This is a genomic window from Microbacterium oxydans (genome assembly GCF_900095745.1).
In the GTDB taxonomy this organism is placed as follows: Bacteria; Actinomycetota; Actinomycetes; order Actinomycetales; family Microbacteriaceae; genus Microbacterium; species Microbacterium oxydans_B.
Genome location: NZ_FMIR01000019.1, coordinates 35,227 through 58,117 on the forward strand (window position 1 = coordinate 35,227; position 22,891 = coordinate 58,117).

Genomic DNA, 22,891 nt, shown 5'->3' on the forward strand with positions numbered 1-22,891 from the left:
GCACGGCGTGTCGCCGAGCGGTACCGGTTCGATGAACGTCCGCGCGGGATGCCGGCCGAGGCCCGGGATTCCGGTAGCGTAGCGGCGTGATTCTCCCCGGACGAGCGGTGCCCGCATGCATCTGAAGAGCCTGACGCTCAAAGGGTTCAAGTCGTTCGCGCAGCCGACGAGCTTCGTCTTCGAACCCGGTGTGACCTGCATCGTCGGCCCCAACGGATCGGGCAAGTCGAACGTCGTCGATGGCCTCGCCTGGGTGATGGGCGAGCAGGGTGCGAAGACGCTCCGCGGCGGCAAGATGGAGGACGTCATCTTCGCGGGGACTTCGACGCGTGGCCCTCTGGGACGCGCCGAAGTGCAGCTGACGATCGACAATGCCGACGGCGCCCTCCCGATCGAGTTCGCCGAGGTGACGATCAGCCGCACGCTGTTCCGCAACGGGTCGAGTGAGTACGCGATCAACGGTGAGGGATGCCGGCTCCTCGACGTGCAGGAGCTGCTCAGCGACTCCGGTCTGGGCCGAGAGATGCACGTCATCGTCGGGCAGGGGCGCCTCGACACGGTGCTCCAGGCGTCTCCGGAGGACCGCCGCGGTTTCATCGAAGAGGCTGCGGGGATCCTGAAGCATCGCCGTCGCAAGGAGAAGACCCTTCGCAAGCTCGATGCGATGGAGGCGAATCTCACGCGTCTCAGCGACCTGGCGGGGGAGATCCGCCGTCAGCTCAAGCCACTCGGTCGCCAGGCCGAGATCGCGCGCGAGGCGCAGACGATCGCTGCCGTGGTACGTGATGCGAAGGCGCGGATCTTCGCTGATGACGTCGTCGCGCTGCGCACGGCCCTCGCCGACCACACCCGCACGGAACATGAACGCCACACGGAGCGGCTGGTCCTGTCCGACCAGGCCGAGACGGTGCGAGCGAGCATCGCGCGACTCGAACAGGATCAGAACTCGGTCGCCGTCGATCGGGCCCGCAGCGTGGCCTTCGGGCTGGAGCAGGTACAGGAGCGGATGCGCGGGCTCTACACGCTCGCGAATCAGCGCCTGGCGCTGCTCGGCTCGGAAGACGACGATGCCGCCGTTACCGCCGTCACCGTGACGCAGAGCACCATCGACGAGGCGAAGGAGGAGATCGACGTGATCTCCGCCGGTCTCGGCGACGCGCAGGATGCCGCCGCATCAGCGAGTCGTGACGTCGTGCATGCCAGAGCAGAGCTCGACACGCTCGATGTGGACATCGCGGAGCAGAGCGCACTGGTGTCGGAGTACGACATGCGGCTCTCGACCCTGCGCGGCACCGCGGATGCCGCAGCCTCCGCTCTCGCCGCTGTGCGAGGGGCGGTGCTTCGGCAGGAGAATGCCCTCGAAGCGGCGAACGCGCGCAGGCGCGAGGCTGCCGAGGCGCTCGAGGCGATCGACGATGCCGAGGCGCCCGAGGGCACCGCCGTCGAACACGCCGCCGCCTACGACAGCGCGCAGCGGGCCTCGACGGCTGCCGAGGCCGAGCGGGAGACTCTCCGTGAGCGACTGCATGCGGCTGAGCGCGAGGTCGACTCGCTGACTGCGAAGGCCGCGGCGCTGAGCAGTGCCCTGGCTCTGTCGGGCGGCGCCGCTGAGATCGTCAAGGCGGGTGGCAAGGGCGTTCGCGGTCTTGTCGGAGACGCCGTGCAGGTCCGGGCCGGCTATGAAGCGGCGATCGCCGCCGTCCTCGGTCCGCTCGCCGAAGGCGTGCTCATCGACACCGCCGCCGACGCGTTCGCGCAGGCGGCAGAGGCTGCCGAGAACCGCAGGGGAGTCGTCGACTTCGTCGTCGCCGACGCGCTCCGTCCTGAGCCGGTCGCCGCTCCGATAGAGGGCGTCACACCCGCGGTCGAGACCGTGACGGCCCCCGACGGGGTGTTGGGCATCCTCTCGCACGTTCTGATCGCCGACGATCTGGGTTCCGCGCGTGTCGCGCGCACCGCGCTCGACGCCGCCGGGGACACCTCGACCACCATCGTGACCGTCGGCGGAGACGTGATCACCGCCCAGACGCTGCGCACCGGCTCCGGAGGCGAACGATCCCGACTCGAGCTCGCGGCGGAGCGGGATGCGGCTGCCGAGCGGCTGGCCGAGATCCAGGTCGTGGTGGACTCGCTCCGCGAGGCGCGTGAGGAAGCGAACGAGGCGGTCGAGACGACCAGGCGGCAGGCCAAGGAGGCGCTCCGCGCACTGCGCGAACACGATGCAGCCCTTGCCACTCACGCCGAGCAGGTGAACCGGGTCACCGTCCGCCACGAATCCGCGGTGGCCGAATGCGAGCGACTCGAGACCGGCCTCGCCCAGGCGCAGGCCGCCGTGTCCGATGCGGAGGCGAAGGCGGAAGCCACCAAGGCTGCGCTGGACGAGGCGATCGCGGCTCCGCGCCCGGTCCTCGACGCCTCTGCGCGAGACGAGCTGCTCGAAACGCTCGAGCTGGCCCGTGAGGGCGAGGTGCGGGCCAGACTGGAGATCGAGACTCTGCGTGAACGCGTGCGTGCGGCTCAGGCGCGGGTCACGAGTCTCGAACGGCAGCGGGAGCAGGAGCGCGACGCCGCGGCCGAGGCGGCACGGCGAGCGGTGATCCGTCGGGCTCAGCGAGAAGCGGCCTCGGGCGTCGCGGAGGAGCTGCCGCGGGTCCTCGACTCCCTCGATCGATCGGTCACCGAGGCACGTGTCGCTCTCTCCGAAGCGGAGGCCGCGCGTTCGGCGCAGAACGAGGAGCTCGTCGGGCTCCGTGCCCAGGAGACGTCGCTGCGGGAACGTCTCGCGGGGCTGACCGAGAGCGTGCACGGCCTTGAACTGCAGATCCACGAAAAGAAGCTGCACCTCAACAGCCTCCTCGAGCGCGTGTCTTCCGAGCTCTCCCTCGACGAAGATATTCTTGTTGCGGAATATGGACCTGATCAGCTGGTTCCCCGTGATCCGGGCGTGGAGCCCGCCGCCGACGAGCTGCTCGATGACACCGCCATCCCGTTCGATCGCCGCATCCAGCAGCGCCGCCTGGCCGACGCCGAGCGGAAGCTCGCTCAGCTCGGCCGCGTCAACCCGCTGGCGCTCGAGGAGTTCGCCGCGCTCGAGCAGCGCCACGCCTTCCTCACCGAGCAGCTGGCCGATCTCACGCAGACGCGGCAGGACCTCCTGACGATCATCGCCGACCTCGACGAGCGCATGCAGACCATCTTCGCGAGCGCCTTCGAGGACACGAAGGAGGCGTTCGGTCAGGTGTTCCCACTGCTGTTCCCCGGTGGCACGGGAAGCATCTCGCTCACAGACCCGGAGAACATGCTGACGACCGGCATCGAGGTGTCGGTGCGTCCGGTCGGCAAGAAGATCGAACGGCTCTCGCTGCTCTCCGGTGGTGAGCGTTCGCTGGCAGCGGTCGCCCTGCTCGTGGCGATCTTCAAGGCGCGGCCGAGCCCGTTCTACATCCTCGATGAGGTCGAGGCTGCACTCGATGACGCGAACCTGGGACGCCTGCTCACCGTGTTCGAGCAGCTGCGCGAGAGCTCGCAGCTGTTGATCATCACGCACCAGAAGCGCACGATGGAGATCGCCGACGCTCTCTACGGTGTCTCGATGCGCCAGGACGGCGTGTCCGCGGTCGTCGGCCAGCGCGTGGGGGACCGGGCCGCAGCTGCCGTCTGACCCGCTCTGCTCGGGACGGCGTGGTCCGGCCCGCGCTACCCGTAGGCTGGAGGAATGGCGGAGAAGTCCTGGTCTCTCGGTCGCGCACTGCGCGGCATGTTCGTCAAGCCCACCATCGATGAGACGACGTGGGAGGACCTCGAGACGGCGCTGATCACGGCTGACTTCGGGCCCGACATCAGCGAGCGCGTCGTCGAGGAGCTGCGGGCCAAGGTCGACAGGTACCGTACGACCGATCCTCGTGACCTCCAGCGCATGCTGCGCGAGACCCTCGAAGAGCACTTCGCGAAGTTCGACACGACGCTCAAGCTCACCGAGCGTCCGGCCGTCGTGCTGGTCGTCGGCGTGAACGGCGTTGGCAAGACGACCACCATCGGCAAGTTCACCAAGTTCCTCCGCGGCTATCAGCGCAGTGTCGTCGTCGGTGCAGCCGACACGTTCCGCGCAGCGGCAGTCGATCAGCTCGCGACCTGGGCGCAGCGCGGGGGAGCGGCGATCGTCCGTCCGCAGCAGGAGGGCCAGGATCCTGCATCCGTCGCCTTCCAGACCGTCGAGTACGCCAAGCGCGAAGGTATCGAGATCGCGATCATCGACACCGCCGGCCGCCTGCACACCAAGGGCGGGCTCATGGATGAGCTCACCAAGGTGCGCCGTGTCATCGAGAAGCAGGCGCCCATCAGCGAGGTGCTGCTGGTCCTCGATGCCACGACGGGCCAGAACGGCGTGATGCAGGCCGAGGCGTTCCTGGAGCACGCGGGCGTCACGGGGCTCGTCCTGACCAAGCTCGACGGTTCCGCGAAGGGCGGGTTCGTGCTTGCGGTGCAAGAGCGCACCGGCATCCCCGTGAAGCTGCTCGGGCAGGGCGAGGGGATCGACGATCTCACCGGATTCACCCCCCATGTGTTCGTCCAGTCGTTGGTCGGTTGATGACGGGACTACCGCAGTGAGCACGAGGCTGGTTTCATAGCGTTATGGCGATCGAACACGACTACTTCGGACTCCTGTCCTCGGGCCCCGACGGCTCGATCTTCTGGTCGGAGACCGTCGAGCTCGGTGACCAGAGCGTCACCGTGGATCTGACCGCTCCGGATCAGGACGACGTGTCCGCGGACGCGCTGGACATCGCCGCGGGTCTCATCGCCGGACTGGAGAACGTCGACGATACTGCCCGTCGGGGCATGCTCGCCGAGGTCGATGACCGCACCAGCGAGGTGACCGAGTACATCCTCCAGCAGCAGGAGGCCTACGGCGACGATCTCCCCGAGGTCCTCGTGGACGTGTCAGGGGATGCGGCCGTGGACATCATCCGCTCGCTGCGCCTGATGAGCATGACCATCCTCGCCGACGAGCACGGCGGCTCAGAGCCCTTCGCCGTCCTCGAGTACGCCCTGGACGACAGCTCATCCGACGACGTCCTCCTCGTGAACCTCGGCTCGGACGGCACCGTGCAGTCGGTGATGAGCGCCGACTGAGCCACCGCCCCGGGATGCACCCGGGACGGCGGTCGATCAGACGGCCTGAGCGAACCCGAGGTCGGCGCTCTCGGCGATGTGCGACAGGTGGTCGGGGATCTCGCGTCCCTTGGACACCATCGACTGGGCCCACAGGCGCCCCGCACGGTACGACGACCGCACCAGAGGACCTGCCAGTACACCGAGGAAGCCGATCCGCTCCGCCTCTTCCTTGAACTCGACGAATTCCGCCGGCTTCACCCATCGCGCAACGGGCAGATGACGAGGTGTGGGGCGTAGGTACTGCGTGATCGTGATGATGTCGCATCCGGCATCGTGCAGATCGTTCAGCGCCTGGACGACCTCTTCCGGCTCCTCTCCCATGCCGAGGATCAGGTTCGACTTCGTGATCAGTCCGGCGTCGCGCGCCTGGGTGAGAACGTTCAGTGAGCGCTCGTAGCGGAACGCGGGACGGATGCGCTTGAAGATGCGGGGGACCGTCTCCACGTTGTGGGCGAACACCTCGGGGCGGGCGTCGAAGATCTGGCCCAGGAAAGCAGGGTCGGCGTTGTGTTCGTTCGCGAGGAGCTCGACCCCCGTGTTCGGGTTGAGCTCATGGATCTTCCGCACGGTCTCCGCGTTGAGCCACGCGCCGGTGTCGGGCAGATCGTCGCGAGCCACGCTCGTCACCGTGGCGTAGCGCAGGTTCATCCGTGCCACGCTCTCGGCGACGCGCCGGGGCTCGTCGGTGTCGTACGCATCGGGCTTTCCCGTGTCGATCTGGCAGAAGTCGCATCGACGGGTGCACTGGGAGCCGCCGATGAGGAACGTCGCCTCGCGATCCTCCCAGCACTCGTAGATGTTCGGACAGCCCGCCTCCTGGCACACCGTGTGTAGGTCCTCGCTCTTGACGAGGGAATGGAGGGCGGTGTACTCCGGGCCCATCTTCGCCTTGGTCTTGATCCACTCCGGCTTGCGCTCGATCGGCGTCTCCGCGTTCCGGATCTCGAGACGGAGGAGCTTGCGGCCATCGGGAGCGGCGGTCATGCGTGGACTCCAGTCAGCTCGCGGTGCGTGTACTCGGTGACGAAGGCGTCCGTCACCGCATCGACGAGATCGAGGGGGGAGACGGCGGCGCCGACGACCTCGCTCGCGGTCGTGACGCCGGCGTCTGTGATGCCGCACGGGACGATGTCGCGGAATCCGGCGAGTGTGTTGTCGCAGTTGATCGCGAAGCCGTGCATCGTCACCCCCTGCTGCACCCGCACGCCGATCGCCGCGACCTTGTCCTCGGAGAGCGGGCGCCGCACCCACACTCCGCTTCGACCGTCGACCTGATAGCCCTCGATCCCGAACGGTTTCAGGACTTCGATGAGGAGGCGCTCCAGACGACGTACATGTGCGACGACGTCGATGGGCTCGATCAGCCGCACGATCGGATACCCCACCAGCTGCCCCGGGCCGTGCCAGGTGATCTTGCCCCCGCGGTCCACATCGATCACCGGGGTGCCGTCTTGCGGACGCTCGTGCGGCTCGGTGCGCTTGCCCGCCGTGTAGACGGCCTCGTGTTCGAGGAGGATCAGCGTGTCCGGGCGGAGGCCCGCGACCACGTCGGCGTGGACACGTCTCTGCAGCTCCCACCCTTCGAGGTACGGCACGGGCGTCGGAGCGAACCCCGGAGTGAGGATCTCGAGCATCACGCTCTCCTTCTCAAGTTAATTGGACTGAGGGCAACAATACCCCTTCTGCGGTTGCCCGGTGCCGGCGCTTCGCGTCGCGGTAGCGTGAGGGCATGAGTTCCACCGGCAGAGCAGGACGCCCGAAGGCGTCTTCGCGAGAGACTCTCGCGGAGGCGGCGTGCGAGCTCTTCCTGGAGCGTGGGTACGACGCGACGTCGGTCGCGGACATCACCCAGCGAGCCGGCGTGAGCAGATCGAGCTTCTTCAATTACTTCACGTCGAAGAGTGACGTGCTGTGGTCGGGCATGGACGAGCGCATCGGTGAAGCTATCCGATCGCTCGGCGGGTTGGGGAGCGGGGCATCCGGAGAGACGGTGCGCCGAATCCTGCTGCTCGTCGTGCACGGTTTCGAACCGGATCCGCTCGCCCTCGCGCTCCGCAACGCCGCGGCGATGGGATTGCAGGATGAGCTCGTGAGGGACACGGGCCTCCGTCTGGCGCGGCTTTCCGATGCCGTTGCTGTCGCGGCGCGGAGTGCCGGAATCGACGTCGTCCGTGCCGACATCGTCGGAGCTGCCTACGCCGCTGCCGTGCTTTCGGCGCTGCGTGTCTGGGCTGAGCAGGGGGCGGGGCGAGGAACGCCGGAGGCCGTGTTGCATGAGGCGCTCGGCGTGATCAACGACCTCCCCTGGAAAGAATGATCGCCGCGGACGAAACGTCGTGAACCGGACAGGTCATGAGTGAACCCACCCCTGAGGAGGAACTCATGATTCGAGACCAGTTGGACGAGCTGCTGGATGCGTCGGCACCGCAGCCCGCGACGATCCGGTCCGTCGACACGCGTGCGATGCTCGCCGAAGCGAGAACCGTCGCGAGGCCGCGGCGGAGGGGCCGCCGAGCAGCGGTGCTGAGTGGAGCGCTGGGCCTCCTGCTCGTCGGCGGTGCGGGCATCGCGACCGCGTCGTCAGACTGGCTCTGGGGGTCAGGGCTGGAGGATCCCGACCGAAGCTACACGTACACGTCGCCCACCTGGGGAGAATGCGAGATCCGCTACAGCGGTTGGGATACCCACAACCCGGTCACCCAGCTCCAGGTCAACCGGATCATCGACGACTGGTTCGCGAACACGGATGTCGAAGCGGCCGCGGAACCGTATGTGGCGGAGCAGCTCGCCGCCGTCGAGGCTGACCTGGCTGCGTCGGAGGAGACAGCCACGGATCCGCGGCAGCCTGACTTGAACGCGTGGCGAGCGCACGATCAGGCCCTCTCCATGGCGCTGTACGAGGAGCTGAAGGCCAACGGGATAGACACCGGTCGCGGTGACCTGGCAGGCACTGATTCGCACAGCCAGCTCCACTGCGAAGGGGAGGACTGGGGCGGCGAGGGGGGTGCATCGTGACCCGTCACCCGGAGGATGCGTTGCTCCTCGCGGCCTTTGAGGCGAACGCGTCGGATCTACTCGCGTACCTCTCGCGACGAGTCGGCCCCGACGACGCTGCAGATCTCCTGAGCGAGACCATGGTCGTCGCGTGGCGCCGTGTTCGTCGACTGCCTGAGGATTCCGAGTGTGCACGGATGTGGTTGTTCGGCGTTGCACGCGGAACGCTGCTCAATCATTCGCGCGGGGAGCGGCGGCGCTGGGCGCTGGCGGACCGCATTCGTTCTCACGTCTCGCAGGAGCTTTCGACGGCCCCTGCCGACGCGGGCGCAGAGGTACGCGATGCGATCTCGCGTCTCGACCCGGACCTCGCCGAACTCGTCCGCCTGGTGCACTGGGACGGTTTCTCCCTGACCGACGCGGCAGAACTGCTGGGGGTTCCCGCGTCGACGGTGCGGGGGCGCTACCAGAGGGCGAAGGCCGACCTCCGTGCCGCGCTGAGCGTGGAGGCTCCACTCGCGTAGAATCGACAGCACCATGGCTACCTTTGGCACGCTCTCCGATCGACTCACCGAGACCTTCCGCAATCTGCGCACGAAGGGAAAGCTCACTGCTGCCGATGTCGACGGCACAGTGCGCGAGATCCGTCGCGCACTGCTCGACGCCGACGTCGCACTCGTCGTCGTCAAGGAGTTCACCGCGAAGGTGCGCGAACGCGCCCTCGGTGACGAGGTCAACAAGGCGCTGAACCCCGCGCAGCAGGTCGTCCAGATCGTCAACGAGGAACTGGTGCAGATCCTCGGCGGCGAGCAGCGGCGCCTGCAGTTCGCGAAGACCGCACCGACCGTCATCATGCTCGCGGGCCTGCAGGGTTCCGGTAAGACGACCTTCGCGGGCAAGCTCGCGAAGCAGCTCGAGGGGGAGGGCCACACGCCTCTCCTGGTGGCTGCCGACCTCCAGCGCCCGAACGCCGTCAACCAGCTGCAGGTGGTGGCCGAGCAGGCAGGTGCCGCAGTCTACGCGCCCGAGCCCGGCAACGGTGTCGGCGATCCCGTGAAGGTCTCGCGCGAGGGCGTCGAGTACGCGCGTCGTCAGCAGCACGATGTCGTGATCATCGACACGGCGGGCCGACTCGGCGTCGATGCCGAGCTCATGAAGCAGGCCGCCGACATCCGCAAGGCCGTGGACCCCGATGAGGTGCTGTTCGTCATCGACGCGATGATCGGTCAAGATGCGGTGAACACGGCGAAGGCCTTCCAAGAGGGCGTGGACTTCACCGGCGTCGTCCTCTCCAAGCTCGACGGCGACGCCCGCGGTGGTGCGGCGCTGTCGGTGGCCTCGGTCACCGGCCGCCCCATCATCTTCGCCTCGACAGGCGAGCGCCTCGAAGACCTCGAGCCGTTCCACCCCGACCGCATGGCGAGCCGCATCCTCGACCTCGGCGACATCCTGACGCTCATCGAGCAGGCCCAGCAGGCCTTCGACGAGGACGAGGCCATGAAGATGGCCGAGAAGCTCGCCACCGAGGCGTTCACCCTCGAAGACTTCCTTGAGCAGCTTCAGCAGATGAAGAAGATGGGCTCGATGAAGAAGATGCTCGGGATGCTTCCGGGCATGGGGCAGATGAAGCAGCAGCTCGAAGACTTCGACGAGCGTGAGATCGACCGCACCGAGGCCATCATCCGCTCGATGACGCCGGGGGAGCGTCGCAACCCCAAGGTCCTCAACGGTTCGCGGCGTCTGCGCATTGCGCGCGGTTCCGGCATGACCGTCACTGACGTGAACCAGCTGGTGCAGCGTTTCGAGCAGGCGGCGAAGATGATGAAGACCGTGGCCCGCGGTGGCACGCCCAACATTCCCGGAATGGGAGCGGTGCCTGGCATGGGGCGGCCCGGCGCATCCTCGAAGCGCGGCAAGAAGGCGAAGTCCTCCGGTGGCTCGCGTTCGGGCAACCCGGCGAAGCGCGCGGCGGAGAACGCCGGAATCACCGCGACCTCGACGCCGACCGGTTCGGGCTTCGGCCTCGGTGGCGGAGCCGGCCAGGCGCCGAGCGAAGCCGAACTCGCCGAGATCCAGAAGCTGTTCGGCAAGGGCTGAACCGCGCTCAGCGCGGAGCGGCCAGGGCGGCGGATGACGTCTGCCGCGATCGCCTGGCGTCTGCGGACGGCGGCCGGGCGACGATCTGTCCGAGGATGAGCGCACCGATCGTGAGGGTCAGGCCGATCGCCTGGACAACCGTGAAGCGCTCACCCGCGACCAGCACACCCAGGATCGTCGCGACGATGGGGGAGAGTAGCGCGAGCAGGCCCGGCGCGATCACCGGGAGCTGCTGGATGCCTCGGAACCACAGCGTGTACGCGACGATGCCGCCGGCGGTGCCGAGCCACAGGTAGCCGAGCGCGGCACCACCGTCGATCTCGGCGGGTACGCCTTCGACCGCGAGTGTGAGCGGGAGGAGCAGCAGGCCTCCCGCCGACAGCTGCCATCCGGCGTATGCGACGGGACTGACTCGGTCAGGCCGTCCCCAGCGTTTGGTGAGGATCATCCCCGCTCCGGTGGCGGTGACGCCTCCGATCGCAGCCAGCACACCCCAGAAGTCGAGTTCCGCGGCCGGCCCCAGGACGACGAGCGCCACGCCGCTGGCTCCGATGACTGCCGCCGTTGCGGTGAGGGGTCTGATCCTCTCCTGCAGGACGAGGGCGCCGAGCACTAGCACGATGAGCGGTTGAGCTCCCGCAACAGCAGCGGCGACTCCGCCGGGAAGCCGCTCGGCCGCCAGGAACAGGAGGGGGAAGAAGGCGCCGATGTTGAGCGCGCCGAGCACGAAGGACTTCCACCACCACGACCCGTGGGGCAGTCGTCGGCTGATGAGCACGGCCAGCAGCCCGGCCGGGAGGGCGCGAAGCAGGCCGGCGAAGAGCGGATGGCCCGGCGGAAGCAGCTCGGTGGTGACGAGGTACGTCGTTCCCCAGGCGATGGGGGCGAGTGCGGTCAGCAGCACGAGCGTCAGGCGGTTCATGGTTCCAGCGTGCGCGCCAGGGGAATATGAGTCCAACGCATGTTTGTCACGTTATCCATGAGGTGCCATCATGAATGAATGGAACTCCAGCAACTCCGATACGTCGTCGAGGTGGCGGAGACATCCAGCTTCACTCGAGCCGCCGAACGCTGCTTCGTCACGCAATCGGCGTTGAGCCATCAGATCGCCGCTCTCGAGCGCGAGCTCGGTCAGCGCCTCTTCGTGAGGTCGAGCCGCAGCGTCCGACTGAGCGAGGCGGGGGAGGCGTTCCTCGGACATGCACGGACCGCGCTCCGGGCGGCGGAGCAGGCGCGGGAGGGAGCAGCCGCGGCGGTGGGGGTGGTGACCGGCACACTCCGGATCGGCGTCATCCCGACGGTGACCGCCGTCGACATCCCTGCGGTGCTCGTCGCGTACCGGGCCGCGCATCCGCTCGCGCGAGTCGAACTGCAGGTGGGGAACAGCGACGTGCTGATTACCCGCCTGCGTCGCGGCGACCTCGATGTCGCCCTTCTCGGTCTCCGCGAAGGGACTCAGCCGCTGGGTGTGGCGTCGCGCGTCCTGTCGCGGGACCGGCTGGTGGCGGCGCTCCCTCGTGGGCACGAGCTATCCGAGACCGGTGTGGTGACACTGCACGACCTCGCCGGTGCGACGTTCGCCGACTTCCCGGCGGGCACCTCGGGGCGCGCACAGAGTGATGCCGCCTTCGCCTCCGCAGAACTGTCGCGGGATGTCGCCTTCGAGGCGGACTCCGCCACCCTCCTCCTCGGTCTGGTCGCCGCCGGCCTGGCGGTGACTCTGCTCGCACCGGGGACGATCGAACGATCTGCGGCGGATGTCGCGACCGCCGAGGTCCGCGACGGTCCCGTACGCGTCGAGCACCTGGCATGGGATCTCGCGGCACCGCGGAACGTGGCGAGAGCCTTCCTCGCCGTCATCGATGACGTCGTCCCCGCGGGCGCGAAAACGGGCCCGGAGGAGAACTCCGGACCCGCTTCCCTGTGACGTCAGATCACTTCACGTCTTCGTCGACCCAGTCCATCGACTTCGTGACGGCCTTGCGCCAGAGGCGCAGCTGACGGTCACGCTCCGCGTCCTCCATCGAGGGCTCCCAGCGCTTGTCCTCCTGCCAGTTCGCGGACAGGTCGTCCAGGCCGTTCCAGAATCCGACGGCGAGACCAGCCGCGTATGCCGCGCCGAGTGCGGTGGTCTCGGCGACCACCGGACGCACGACCGGAACGCCGAGCACATCAGCCTGGAACTGCATGAGCGCGTCGTTCGCGACCATGCCACCATCGACCTTGAGCTCGGTCAGGTCCACACCAGCGTCCGCGTTGACCGCATCCAGCACGTCGCGGGTCTGGAAGGCCACGGCCTCCAGCGCGGCGCGCGCGATGTGGTTCTTGTTCGCGTAGCGGGTGAGGCCCACGATCGCGCCACGGGCGTCCGAGCGCCAGTACGGCGCGAACAGACCCGAGAACGCCGGGACGATGTATACGCCGCCGTTGTCCTCGACCTGCTCGGCCAGCTTCTCGACCTCGGGGGCCGAGGAGATGATGCCGAGCTGGTCACGCAGCCACTGGATGAGGGACCCGGTGACGGCGATGGAGCCCTCCAGTGCGTAGTGCGTCGGGCCGTCGCCGAGCTTGTACCCCACAGTGGTGAGCAGCCCGTTCTTCGAGTGGACGATCTCCTCGCCCGTGTTGAAGATCAGGAAGCAACCCGTTCCGTAGGTGTTCTTGCTCTCGCCGGTCTGGAACGCGGCCTGCCCGAACGTCGCCGCCTGCTGGTCGCCCAGGATGCCGGCGATCGGCGTCTCGCGCAGCAGCGACGAGCTCTCGGCGGTGCCGTACACCTCGGAGGAGGAGCGGATCTCCGGCATCATCGAGCGCGGCACGCCGAACGCCTCGAGGATGTCGTCGCGCCACTCGAGCGTCTCGAGGTCCATGAACATCGTGCGGGAGGCATTCGTGACATCCGTGACGTGCACGCCGCCATCGGCTCCACCGGTGAGGTTCCAGAGGACCCAGCTGTCGGTGGTGCCGAAGATCAGGTCGCCCGCCTCCGCCTTCTCGCGCGCACCCTCGACGTTCTCGAGGATCCAGGCGATCTTGGTGCCGGAGAAGTACGTCGCCAACGGGAGGCCGACGACCGGCTTGAACCGCTCGACGCCGCCGTCAGCCGCCAGGCGGTCGACGATGTCCTGCGTGCGGGTGTCCTGCCAGACGATCGCGTTGTAGGCCGGCTTCCCGGTCTTCTTGTCCCACACGACGGCGGTCTCGCGCTGGTTCGTGATGCCGACTGCCGCGATGTCGTGACGCGTCAGGTCGGCGCGGCCGAGGGCCAGCCCGATGACCTCCTGCACGTTGCGCCAGATCTCGGCGGCGTCGTGCTCGACCCAACCGGCCTTCGGGAGGATCTGTTCGTGCTCCTTCTGGCCGGTCGCGACGATGCTGCCCTTCTTGTCGAAGATGATCGCGCGGCTCGACGTCGTTCCCTGGTCGATGGCGATGATGTAGTCAGCCACTTGTGCTCTCCTTTGAATTCAGTGCGATGGGATGTGCGTCAGCCGGCGAGGCCGAGCAGCACGGGTGCGGCGAGGGCGGCGATCACACCACCGATGAGGGGCCCGACGACGGGTACCCACGAGTAGGACCAGTCGCTGGCACCCTTGCCCTTGATCGGCAGGATCGCGTGAGCGATGCGCGGACCGAGGTCACGGGCGGGGTTGATCGCGTAGCCGGTCGGACCACCGAGCGACGCGCCGATTCCGACCACGAGCAGCGCCACCGGCAGCGCGGTGAGCGGCCCGAGGCCTCCGGGCACGCCGACCTCGATGTCGCCGTAGTCGGCGAACGCGAAGATGCCGAACACGAGCACGAAGGTGCCGATGATCTCGGTGACGAGGTTCCACCCGTACGAGCGGATGGCGGGGCCGGTCGAGAAGACGCCGAGCTTGTTGGCGGCCTCCGGCTCCTCATCGAAGTGCTGCTTGTAGGCGAGCCAGACGACGATCGCACCGAGGATGGCGCCGACGAGTTCCGCCGCCGTGGCGGTGAGGAACATCACGACGCTGATCTTGCCGGCGACCATGAGGCCGATGCCGACTGCGGGGTTGAGGATCGCACCGGAGTACGCGGAGACGAGCACACCGGCGAAGACCGCGAGGCCCCATCCCCAGTTGACCATCAGGAAGCCGCCGCCGAAGCCCTTGTTCTTCGCAAGGGCCACGTTGGCGACCACACCACAACCGAGGAGGACCAGCATCGCTGTACCGACCAACTCCGAGAGGAAGTAGAGACCGAGATTCACATCAGCCATGTCTTCTTTGACCTTTCTTGTGTGTCGAGGCCCCTCTGCCCCGACACTTTATGGGGTTGCACCGCGAGGAGGGCGGCAGTCCGAAGTCCTGTCAGCCGCGGGTGCGGGAGCGGATATCGAGTCCGTGTCGTTCGTTCAGCAATTGGCGGGTCTGGTCGAGTTCGGCGTCGTGGCGCGCGCGGTCCCAGCCGAGCATGGGAGCGAGCGCGTCGGCGATCTCATCGAGCACCTCGGCGTTCGCGTTCCCGGTGAAGGCGATGCTGGTGCGGCGGAGCACGATGTCTTCGAGGCGCGCCACCATCTCGTTCTGCACCATCCACTCGAGTTCCCGCGTGGAGAGGTCGCCGCCCGCGAGGGGAGAATCCGGTCCCTGCTCGACATGCGCCCACACATCGGCTGCGCGGGTTCCATAACGCGCGAGCAGCTGGTCGGCACGTGCTCCGGCACCGGGCAGGTTCTCCTGGACCCAGATGCGGCGTGCCTTCTCGGTGCGCGGGAATTCTCGGCCGCCACCGATTGCCCGTCCTGCGGTGGAGACGGTCCTGGTGCGATCGATCAGGCCCAGCACGACGTCGGAGAGCGATTCGCCGAGCGCACGGAACGTCGTCCACTTGCCGCCGACGAGGCTGACGAGGGGAACGGCGCCCTTCTCGTCGACCTCGATGCGGTAGTCACGGGAGACGAATCCGGGGGCGGTGTCCTCGTGGCGCGGCAGCGGTCGGATTCCGGAGAACTTGTAGACGATCTGATCGCGGGCGACCGGAATCGTCGGGAAGACGTGGTGGATCAGTTCGAAGAAGTAGTCGACCTCTTCCTCGGTGCACACCGGGACCTCGCGCGGGTCGGCGTCGATGTCGGTGGTGCCGACGAGCACTCGCCCCTTGAGCGGGTAGATGAGAACGATGCGGCCGTCGGAATGCTCGAAGAAGATCTCCCTCCCCTGCGTCGCCTCCAGCAGTTCGGGGTGGTCGAGCACGATGTGCGAGCCCTTGGTTCCGCCCATGAACCGGGTGTCCTCGCCGAGCGCGTCGTTCGTGAGGTCCGTCCAGGGGCCGGACGCGTTGACCACGACATCGGCGTGAACGCGGAACTCGGTGCCGCTCTCGCGATCGCGGAGGACCACCTCATCGCCCTCGCGCGCGATCGCCTCGACGTAGTTGAGCGCGTGTGCTTCGGGGTGTGCTGCGCGACCGTCCTGGAGCACGTCGAGCGCGAGACGCTCGGGGTCGTGCATCGACGCGTCGTAGTAGGTCGCCGTGTACTTGATGTTCGGGTCGAGCGACGGCAGTTCGGCGAGCGACTTCTTCCGACCGAGGAAGCGGTGTCGGGGCACCATTCCGCCGTCACGCGAGAACGTGTCGTAGATCGTCAGGCCGACCTTGATCAGGAACGCGCCGCGTTCCTGGGGCTTGCCGCTCTTGTGCGTCAGGAATCGCAGGGGAGCGGACAGGATGCCGGAGAAGGTGGAGTAGATCGGGATGGTCGTCTGCAGCGGCTTCACGTAGTGAGGGGCGATCTTGAGCAGTCCGTTGCGCTCCTCGACGGACTCGCGCACGAGCCGGAATTCGCCGTTCTCGAGATAGCGGATCCCGCCGTGGATCATGTGGCTCGACGCTGCGGATGCGCCCGATGCGAAGTCGCCACGCTCGACGAGCACGACATCGACACCTTGGAGCGCCAGGTCGCGGAACGTGGAGATGCCGTTGATCCCGCCACCGATGACGAGCACCTTGGTGCGTCCGGATTCGCGGACGGCACGAACCTCTGCGCGCTCCGCTGACGAGTGTGTGGAATCGATCATCGTCGACCCTCTCTTCCTTACTTGCCAACCAGCATCGACCTGTGTGGCATCCCGCGCAAGCCCACTGCACATATGTGCAAGGATCGAGGGTGAGGAGGTCACGATGGCCGGTCAGAGCGCGGAAACCCGCGATAGCAAGCTGATCGCGGCGCTCACGGCCGCGCAGCTCTACTACATGCAGGACAAGACGATGGAGGTGATCGCGCAGGAGCTCGGTACCTCCCGTTCCTCGGTCTCACGCCTCTTGAGCTTCGCGCGGGAGAGCGGCCTCGTCGACATCCGCATCAACTCGCCGCTGGAGCGGCTCGGCATGCTCGAACAGCGCATCCGCGACCGGCACCGCGTGGCCGCACACGTCGTTCCCATGCCCGAGATCCTCAGCGAGGTGGAACGTCTCGAGCGCGTCGCGCTCACGGCCGGCCGCCTGCTGTCCCAGTTCGTCGACTCCAACATGATCATCGGTGTGGCCTGGGGATCGACGATCAGTGCGGTGAGCCGCGGCCTCACGCAGAAGGAGACGCACAACACGACCTTCGTCCAGCTCAACGGGGCCGGTAACACCCAGACCACAGGCGTGGAGTACTCCAGTGACATCCTGCAGCGGTTCGGCAGCGCCTTCGGTGCGCAGGTGCAGCAGTTCCCCGTGCCCGCGTTCTTCGACGATCCCGCCACCCGTGAGGCGATGTGGCGCGAGCGCAGCACCCGTCGAGTGCTCGATCTGCAGGCGAAGATGGACGTCGCGGTCTTCAGCCTGGGGTCTCCGGCTGCTGAGGTTCCGAGTCGCGTGTACGTCGGCGGATATCTCGGACGCGACGACTACCGCAGCCTGCGCGAGGACCACGCGATCGGCGACGTCGCCACGGTGTTCTTCCGATCCGACGGATCCTGGCGGGATATCCGCGTGAACGCCCGGGCGACCGGACCGGGACTCGACCGCCTGCGCCGCGTTCCTCGTCGGATATGCGTCGTGTCGGGCGTCCCGAAGCTGGTCAGCCTCCGGGCCGCCCTCTCCGCAGGGCTCATCACCGACGTCGTCCTGGATGAAGGACTCGCCCGGCGCCTCGTCGAGGACTGAGTCGACCGCCGACAGAGGTCGTGGCTACGCGCCTTCTGTCGACGCCTCGGGTCCGGAGCGGAACTCGCGGATGAGGTGCTGCACGACGGCGGTGAGATCTCCGGCGGTGGCATTCGCGATCACGAGCTGACGCTCGTAACTGGCCCCGTTCTCGAGAGTGACGGCGTTGTTGCCGAACTCCCGGACGCAGCCGAGCTCCACGGCCACGGGTGCGAGCTCTTCCAGCACTTCGGCGAGGTGTTCACGCACGGGACGCTGCGTTCCGGCGGCATCGACGATGACGCGTGCGTCGAGACCGTACCGCGCCGCGCGCCATTTGTTCTCCCGGTGGAACCACGCGGGGAGCTCGGGAAGGGTCCGTCCTTCGTCGAGCTGACGGGAGAAGTGCTCGACGAGCACTTGCACGAGCGCCGCGACCGACGCGAGCTCCGGCAGCGTCGACAGGCCGTCGCAGGCTCGCACCTCGATGGTTCCCCATCGCGGAGCGGGACGGATGTCCCAGCGCACCTCCGTGGCGTCCGCCATCACGCCGGTGCGGACCATGTCGTCGAGATACGACTCGTATTGTGCCCAGTCGCGTAGCGGCCAGGGGAGTCCGGCCGTCGGCAGCTGTTGGAACACCAGGGCGCGGTTCGAGGCGTAGCCGGTGCGCTCGCCCGCCCAGAACGGACTCGACGCCGACAGCGCCTGCAGATGGGGGAGGTATGCCGAGAGCGCGTTGATGATGGGGAAGACCTTGCGCTGGTCCTCCACGCCGATGTGCACGTGGATTCCCCAGATCATCATGTTGCGCCCCCACCACTGAGTGCGCTCGATCAGGGTGTGATACCGCGACTTGTCGGTGACCTCCTGATCGAACCACTGCGCGAACGGGTGGCTGCCGGCCGACAGCAGTTCGATGCCCGCCGGGTCGGTCGCGGTGCGCACGGCGGTGATGGCGTTCGCGATGTCGTCGACGGCGTGCGCGACGGAATCGCCGATCCCGCTCGTGACTTCGATCGTGTTCGTGAGCAGCTCGCCCGTGACGGTATGGCGCTCATCCTCGCTCTCGGCTTCGAGCGCCGCGAGCAGTTCCGGGGCGCGTCCGACGAGGTCACCGCTCACGGGGTCCGCGAGCATGATCTCCCATTCGAGGCCGACGGTGGATCGGGCGGAAGAGGCGAACTCGAGCTTCACCCGCACAGTCTGACATGCGGGCGACACGACACGACAACGGCCGTTTCGCCACGTTTCGCGCCGGGCGCGAGGATCTGGCAGAATAGAGGGTCGGACGACCTGCTCGACCCTCTATCCAGCAGGTGTCCACACTCATTTGAGCTTCCGCCGGGTGTGCACCCCACTCTCCAGGCGATCAGTTCGTTTCCTTCCACACAATTCAGGAGAATCGTGGCTGTCAAGATTCGTCTCAAGCGCCTGGGCAAGATCCGTGCGCCGTACTACCGCATCGTCGTCGCCGACTCGAAGACCAAGCGCGATGGTCGCGTGATCGAGGAGATCGGCAAGTACCACCCCACCGAGGAGCCCTCGTTCATCGAGGTCGACTCCGAGCGTGCGCAGTACTGGCTCTCCGTCGGCGCACAGCCGACCGAGCAGGTCGCCGCCATCCTCAAGATCACGGGCGACTGGGGCAAGTTCAAGGGCGACGCCGACGCGAAGTCCACCCTCAAGGTGAAGGAGCCCAAGGCTCCCTTCGAGATCGACGCATCCAAGAAGTCCGTCGTCAAGCCCAAGGTCGAGAAGAAGGTGGAGGCCCCCGCTGAGGAGGCTCCCGCCGCGGCCGACGCGGAAGCCGCTCAGGCTCCCGCCGCCGACGCAGAGTAATCCGCCGTGCTCGCCGCCGCGCTCGAACACATCGTCAAGGGGATCGTCGATCACCCGGAGGATGTCCGTATCAATGAATCCACATCGCCGCGAGGCGATCTCCTCGAGGTGCGCGTGCACCCCGATGACCGTGGACGCGTGATCGGGCGCGGCGGCCGCACAGCCAAGGCCCTTCGCACCCTCGTCAGCGCGCTCGCTGACGGGCGTCGGGTCCGCGTCGATGTCGCGGACGACTGACGTGGTGCCGAAGGACCGTAACCAGGGCAAGAATCAGCTGCGCGTCGGGCGCCTCGTGAAGGCGCACGGCCTCAAAGGCGGGCTCAAGCTCGAGCTGTACACCGACAATCCGGCTGGTCGTTTCACCCCCGGTGCCGGTTTCACGGTGCAGGTGCCCGAGGCATCGCCGTGGCACGGCAAGGACATCACCGTTCGCGAATACCGCTTGATGAACGGGAATCCGGTCGTCTTCTTCGAAGATGTCGATGATCGAGAAGCCGCCGAGAGTCTCGTCAAGGCGATCCTCTGGATCGATCAGGACGTCGATGAGGTCGAGGACGACGCCTGGTTCGATCACCAGCTCGTGGGGCTCGACGTCGTTCGCGATGATGCGGTCGTCGGCCGGGTCATCCGTGTCGAGCACTTCCCGGCGCAGGATCTGCTCATCGTGAAGTCCGCCGACACCGAGGTGATGGTGCCCTTCGTGGCCGCCATCGTCCCCACCGTCGACGTCGCGGCCGGTCGTCTGATCGTGACGCCGCCGCCCGGACTCTTCGAGGACCTCCCCGACGCCGGGGACGCCGAGCAGCCGTCGGGCGCGGACGCCGAAGCCTCTGAGTGACCGCTGATACGGTTCCCCCGTGCGCATCGACGTCCTCTCCATCTTCCCGTCCTACTTCGACGGCCTGACGCTCTCCCTCCTCGGGAAGGCGCAGCACGCCGGCATTATCGACCTTCGCGTGCACGACCTCCGTGCCTGGACGTCCGATCGTCACAACACGGTCGACGACACCCCCTACGGTGGTGGCGCCGGCATGGTCATGAAGCCGGAGCCGTGGGGACTCGCTCTCGATGAGGTCACCGCTCGTTCGGAAACGGCGTCGGATGCCGAGCGGCCGACCATCATCTTCCCTTCGCCAGCCGGCGAGGTCTTCACGCAGAAGACCGCACGGTCGCTGGCGACCCGCGAGCACCTCGTCTTCGGCTGCGGGCGTTACGAGGGCATCGACGAACGCGTCTTCGAGTACGCCGCCGACCTCGGCGAGGTGCGCCTCATCAGCCTCGGGGACTACGTCCTCAACGGGGGAGAGGTCGCCACGATGGCGATGATCGAGGCGATCGGGAGGCTCATCCCCGGTGTCGTCGGCAACCCGGAGAGTCTTGTCGAGGAGTCGCATGAGGACGGTCTCCTGGAGTACCCGTCGTACACGAAGCCCGCTTCGTGGCGGGAGCGGTCGGTGCCGGACATCCTGCTGAGCGGCAACCACGGGGCGATCGCCGCGTGGCGCCGCGAGCAGCAGTTCGAGCGCACCAGGAAGCGCCGCCCTGATCTCCTCCCGGACGACGAGACCTCGCAGCCCTGACCGAGATCGACGCCGGACCGCGATGTCAGAGCATGCGCTCTGACCGGCCATCGATCTCGAAGACCACGCCGTGCGGGTGTCTCAGACCGAGGGCGTTGGACGCATCGAGTCCTCGTAGCTCCGCACGCAGCATCCGGCCGATCATCTCGTGGCTCACGAGCAGCGGCGTCCCCTCGGAAGCCCATCCGCAGCTGCTGAGGGCCTTTCGCGCTCGCGACCTGGCCTGCGCATAACTCTCACCACCGGGGAATGCCCACCCGTAGCGATTGGCGGCGCGCTCCTCTCTGGCCGTCGGATACGCCGCGTCGATCTCGTCCCAGGTCATGCCCGCCAGCGTGCCGTGATCGAGATCGGCGAGTTCCGGCACCTCGATCACCTCGGCTCCGAGCCGGTCGGCGATGACCATGGCGGTCTGCATAGCTCTGCCGAGTGGGCTGGAGCACACCGTGAGCACGCCGGCGTCACCGAGGCGGTCGGCGATCGCATGGGCTTGGGCGATGCCTTCGTCGGTGAGGGGAGAGTCGAGCTGGCCCTGCAAGCGGTGTTCGATGTTCCACACGGTCTGCCCATGCCGAGCGAGGAGGAGACGCTCCGGCACGTGGCGGTCCTGCGGAATCATGGACTCAGGATGGCATACGCCCTCGCGTTTCGGCTCCTGGTGCTGGTCAGTCCACGCCGAGGAACGACCGGTCGGTGAGGATGATGGGCCCGTCTTCGGTGATCGCGATGGTGTGCTCCGAGTGGGCGCCACGGGAACCGTCCGCGCTGCGCAGAGTCCATCCGTCCGGATCGGTGACCAGCTCATCGGTCGTCGCGAGAAGCCAGGGCTCGAGTGCGAGGACCAGGCCGGCTCTCAGGGGAAAGCCTCGGCCGGCGCGCCCGTCGTTCGGGACGTGAGGGTCGCCGTGCATCGTGCGTCCCACCCCGTGCCCGCCGAAGTCGGTGTTGATCGAGTAGCCCTCGCCGTGCGCGACGGCGGCGACAGCCGCAGAGATGTCGCCGATGCGGTTTCCGACCGTCGCGGAGTCGATCGCGGCGGTCAAGGCGCGTTCGGTGGTGTCGATGAGTCGAAGATCTTCTTCACGAGCCGTGCCGACCACGAACGACACCGCCGAGTCGGCGACCCAGCCGTCGACCGATACCGCGAAGTCGAGGGTCACGAGGTCGCCGTCACGCAGTGTGTAGTCATGGGGGAGACCGTGCAGCACGGCGTCGTTGACGGAGGTGCAGATCACCTTGCCGAACGGACTCGCTCCGAACGAGGGGTGATAGTCGATGTAGCAGGACTCTGCCCCGGCCTTGCGGATCATGTCATGAGCGCGGCGATCGATCGAGAGGAGATTCGTCCCGATCTTCGTCTCTTCGCGCAGGGTGGCCAGCGTCTCGGCCACGAAACGTCCTGCGGCGCGCATCTCGTCGATCTCGGCAGGGGTGCGCAGTTCGATCATCGGGTTTCCTCTCGTCGTCTCCATTCTCCCTGATCCGGCGCGGCCGGTTCCCCGACCGCTCTCAGCGAACACCGGGCCACCGGTGCGGGCGTCGTCGTACGATCTGAGCATGTGGTTGCGACAGGCCTTCTTCCGCTGGCTCCTCCCGGCGGCGTTCCTCCTGCCGCTCTGGCTGCTGATCGGCTGGGGGGTCTTCCAGGGCGGCTGGTCCATCCTCTGGGTGCTGCTCATCGCGATGCCGTCCGTCTTCGTCGGGCAGCTCCTGCTCACGCTCCTGACGCGCTCGCGCCCGTCCGTTCGCATCGAGCGGGCCGTGTCGTGGTGGGACGTCGTCGGTTTCACGATCTGGAACGGGCTCACCATCGCCGTCGGCTTCTTCATCGACGGGGCTTTCCCGTGGTTGCTGACCGGCGCGATCGTCGCCGGCATCGCCCTGATCTGGTTGCAGCTGTGGCAGCTGTGGAACGAGGCGAAGGGGAGCGGGACCCGACTGCGCGAGACCATCACCTGGTCCACGATCCCGACCGTCGACGAACCGGCCCCTCCGACACGAGCACACGAGATCATCGTGGTGCGGGAGACCGACGGTCGCGACTGAGGTCATCGTTTTGGCCGGTCACGGCATCCATGGCAGAATGGGTGTTTGTGCTGTGACCG

Annotated in this window: 23 protein-coding genes; 14 read left to right on the top strand and 9 right to left on the bottom strand. The window is 67.4% G+C overall.

Features of this window, described 5'->3' with window-relative positions; translation table 11 throughout:
* Nucleotides 1-115 precede the first annotated feature (115 nt).
* Genes smc through BQ2383_RS15680 form a run of 3 tightly spaced genes read left to right on the top strand, consistent with a single transcriptional unit; the run spans nt 116 to nt 5,133 of the window.
* The gene (smc, locus tag BQ2383_RS15670) at nt 116-3,661 is read left to right on the top strand and encodes a chromosome segregation protein SMC (RefSeq protein WP_091036056.1); all 3,546 of its coding nucleotides are present in this window, start codon (nt 116-118) and stop codon (nt 3,659-3,661) included.
* 54 nt (nt 3,662-3,715) lie between these two features.
* On the top strand, nt 3,716-4,588 hold the full coding sequence (gene ftsY / locus BQ2383_RS15675; RefSeq protein ID WP_091036058.1) for a signal recognition particle-docking protein FtsY: 873 nt from the start codon (nt 3,716-3,718) through the stop codon (nt 4,586-4,588).
* A 44-nt stretch (nt 4,589-4,632) separates the two neighbouring features.
* Complete coding sequence (locus tag BQ2383_RS15680; protein WP_029263525.1) at nt 4,633-5,133, top strand: DUF2004 domain-containing protein; 501 nt, start codon at nt 4,633-4,635, stop codon at nt 5,131-5,133.
* Between the two features lie 36 nt (nt 5,134-5,169).
* Here BQ2383_RS15680 and lipA read toward each other — a convergent pair whose 3' ends face one another.
* Both lipA and lipB read right to left on the bottom strand, forming a co-directional pair.
* Entirely contained in the window at nt 5,170-6,159 is a 990-nt protein-coding gene (lipA, locus tag BQ2383_RS15685) for a lipoyl synthase (protein ID WP_091036062.1), read from the bottom strand.
* Nucleotides 6,156-6,809, bottom strand: a complete 654-nt coding sequence (gene lipB, locus BQ2383_RS15690) for a lipoyl(octanoyl) transferase LipB (protein ID WP_091036065.1) — start codon at nt 6,807-6,809, stop codon at nt 6,156-6,158. Before lipB ends, lipA begins: the two co-directional genes overlap by 4 nt.
* Before the next feature lie 95 nt (nt 6,810-6,904).
* Between lipB and BQ2383_RS15695 the strand changes: the two genes are divergently transcribed.
* From BQ2383_RS15695 to ffh, 4 genes are all read left to right on the top strand, one after another.
* Nucleotides 6,905-7,492 (top strand): TetR/AcrR family transcriptional regulator, encoded by a 588-nt coding sequence (locus tag BQ2383_RS15695; RefSeq protein ID WP_091036069.1) that lies wholly within the window; start codon nt 6,905-6,907, stop codon nt 7,490-7,492.
* Nucleotides 7,493-7,557: 65 nt separating this feature from the next.
* A complete protein-coding gene (locus BQ2383_RS15700) occupies nt 7,558-8,190 on the top strand; it encodes a hypothetical protein (RefSeq protein WP_091036072.1) in 633 nt (210 codons plus the stop codon).
* Nucleotides 8,187-8,693, top strand: coding sequence for an RNA polymerase sigma factor (locus BQ2383_RS15705; RefSeq protein WP_091036075.1), 507 nt, complete (start codon nt 8,187-8,189; stop codon nt 8,691-8,693). Before BQ2383_RS15700 ends, BQ2383_RS15705 begins: the two co-directional genes overlap by 4 nt.
* Nucleotides 8,694-8,706: 13 nt before the next feature.
* Complete coding sequence (ffh, locus tag BQ2383_RS15710; RefSeq protein WP_091036078.1) at nt 8,707-10,266, top strand: signal recognition particle protein; 1,560 nt, start codon at nt 8,707-8,709, stop codon at nt 10,264-10,266.
* Nucleotides 10,267-10,273: 7 nt separating this feature from the next.
* On the opposite strand, the gene BQ2383_RS15715 is transcribed toward ffh, so the two are convergent.
* Nucleotides 10,274-11,188: an EamA family transporter gene (locus BQ2383_RS15715; RefSeq protein ID WP_091036080.1), complete on the bottom strand. Its 915-nt coding sequence runs from the start codon at nt 11,186-11,188 to the stop codon at nt 10,274-10,276.
* Between the two features lie 78 nt (nt 11,189-11,266).
* Between BQ2383_RS15715 and BQ2383_RS15720 the strand changes: the two genes are divergently transcribed.
* A complete protein-coding gene (locus BQ2383_RS15720) occupies nt 11,267-12,193 on the top strand; it encodes a LysR family transcriptional regulator (protein ID WP_091036082.1) in 927 nt (308 codons plus the stop codon).
* Between the two features lie 7 nt (nt 12,194-12,200).
* Here the strand turns inward: BQ2383_RS15720 and glpK are convergent, their stop codons facing one another.
* From glpK to BQ2383_RS15735, 3 genes are all read right to left on the bottom strand, one after another.
* Nucleotides 12,201-13,715, bottom strand: coding sequence for a glycerol kinase GlpK (glpK, locus tag BQ2383_RS15725; protein ID WP_091036084.1), 1,515 nt, complete (start codon nt 13,713-13,715; stop codon nt 12,201-12,203).
* 38 nt (nt 13,716-13,753) lie between these two features.
* On the bottom strand, nt 13,754-14,509 hold the full coding sequence (locus tag BQ2383_RS15730) for an MIP/aquaporin family protein (protein ID WP_091036087.1): 756 nt from the start codon (nt 14,507-14,509) through the stop codon (nt 13,754-13,756).
* Between the two features lie 91 nt (nt 14,510-14,600).
* Nucleotides 14,601-16,310 (bottom strand): glycerol-3-phosphate dehydrogenase/oxidase, encoded by a 1,710-nt coding sequence (locus BQ2383_RS15735; protein ID WP_091036090.1) that lies wholly within the window; start codon nt 16,308-16,310, stop codon nt 14,601-14,603.
* Nucleotides 16,311-16,413: 103 nt separating this feature from the next.
* On the opposite strand from BQ2383_RS15735, the gene BQ2383_RS15740 reads away from it, so the two are divergent.
* Nucleotides 16,414-17,385: a sugar-binding transcriptional regulator gene (locus BQ2383_RS15740; RefSeq protein ID WP_029263513.1), complete on the top strand. Its 972-nt coding sequence runs from the start codon at nt 16,414-16,416 to the stop codon at nt 17,383-17,385.
* Between the two features lie 24 nt (nt 17,386-17,409).
* Here BQ2383_RS15740 and BQ2383_RS15745 read toward each other — a convergent pair whose 3' ends face one another.
* Nucleotides 17,410-18,561 (bottom strand): glutamate--cysteine ligase, encoded by a 1,152-nt coding sequence (locus BQ2383_RS15745; RefSeq protein WP_091036092.1) that lies wholly within the window; start codon nt 18,559-18,561, stop codon nt 17,410-17,412.
* Nucleotides 18,562-18,771: 210 nt separating this feature from the next.
* Between BQ2383_RS15745 and rpsP the strand changes: the two genes are divergently transcribed.
* From rpsP to trmD, 4 genes are read left to right on the top strand one after another with little or no spacing between them, the layout of a single operon-like run.
* On the top strand, nt 18,772-19,206 hold the full coding sequence (rpsP, locus tag BQ2383_RS15750; RefSeq protein WP_091036095.1) for a 30S ribosomal protein S16: 435 nt from the start codon (nt 18,772-18,774) through the stop codon (nt 19,204-19,206).
* 6 nt (nt 19,207-19,212) lie between these two features.
* On the top strand, nt 19,213-19,443 hold the full coding sequence (locus tag BQ2383_RS15755) for an RNA-binding protein (RefSeq protein ID WP_017830729.1): 231 nt from the start codon (nt 19,213-19,215) through the stop codon (nt 19,441-19,443).
* Nucleotides 19,427-20,044, top strand: coding sequence for a ribosome maturation factor RimM (gene rimM / locus BQ2383_RS15760; RefSeq protein ID WP_091036099.1), 618 nt, complete (start codon nt 19,427-19,429; stop codon nt 20,042-20,044). Before BQ2383_RS15755 ends, rimM begins: the two co-directional genes overlap by 17 nt.
* A 19-nt stretch (nt 20,045-20,063) precedes the next feature.
* On the top strand, nt 20,064-20,786 hold the full coding sequence (trmD, locus tag BQ2383_RS15765; RefSeq protein WP_091036101.1) for a tRNA (guanosine(37)-N1)-methyltransferase TrmD: 723 nt from the start codon (nt 20,064-20,066) through the stop codon (nt 20,784-20,786).
* Nucleotides 20,787-20,811: 25 nt separating this feature from the next.
* Here trmD and BQ2383_RS15770 read toward each other — a convergent pair whose 3' ends face one another.
* Together BQ2383_RS15770 and map are read right to left on the bottom strand one after the other, a co-directional pair.
* A complete protein-coding gene (locus tag BQ2383_RS15770; RefSeq protein ID WP_205828880.1) occupies nt 20,812-21,405 on the bottom strand; it encodes a histidine phosphatase family protein in 594 nt (197 codons plus the stop codon).
* Nucleotides 21,406-21,451: 46 nt separating this feature from the next.
* Nucleotides 21,452-22,234 (bottom strand): type I methionyl aminopeptidase, encoded by a 783-nt coding sequence (gene map / locus BQ2383_RS15775; protein WP_091036104.1) that lies wholly within the window; start codon nt 22,232-22,234, stop codon nt 21,452-21,454.
* Nucleotides 22,235-22,343: 109 nt separating this feature from the next.
* Here map and BQ2383_RS15780 point away from each other — a divergent pair, with 109 nt between their 5' ends.
* Complete coding sequence (locus tag BQ2383_RS15780; RefSeq protein WP_029263506.1) at nt 22,344-22,832, top strand: hypothetical protein; 489 nt, start codon at nt 22,344-22,346, stop codon at nt 22,830-22,832.
* Nucleotides 22,833-22,891: the final 59 nt, after the last annotated feature.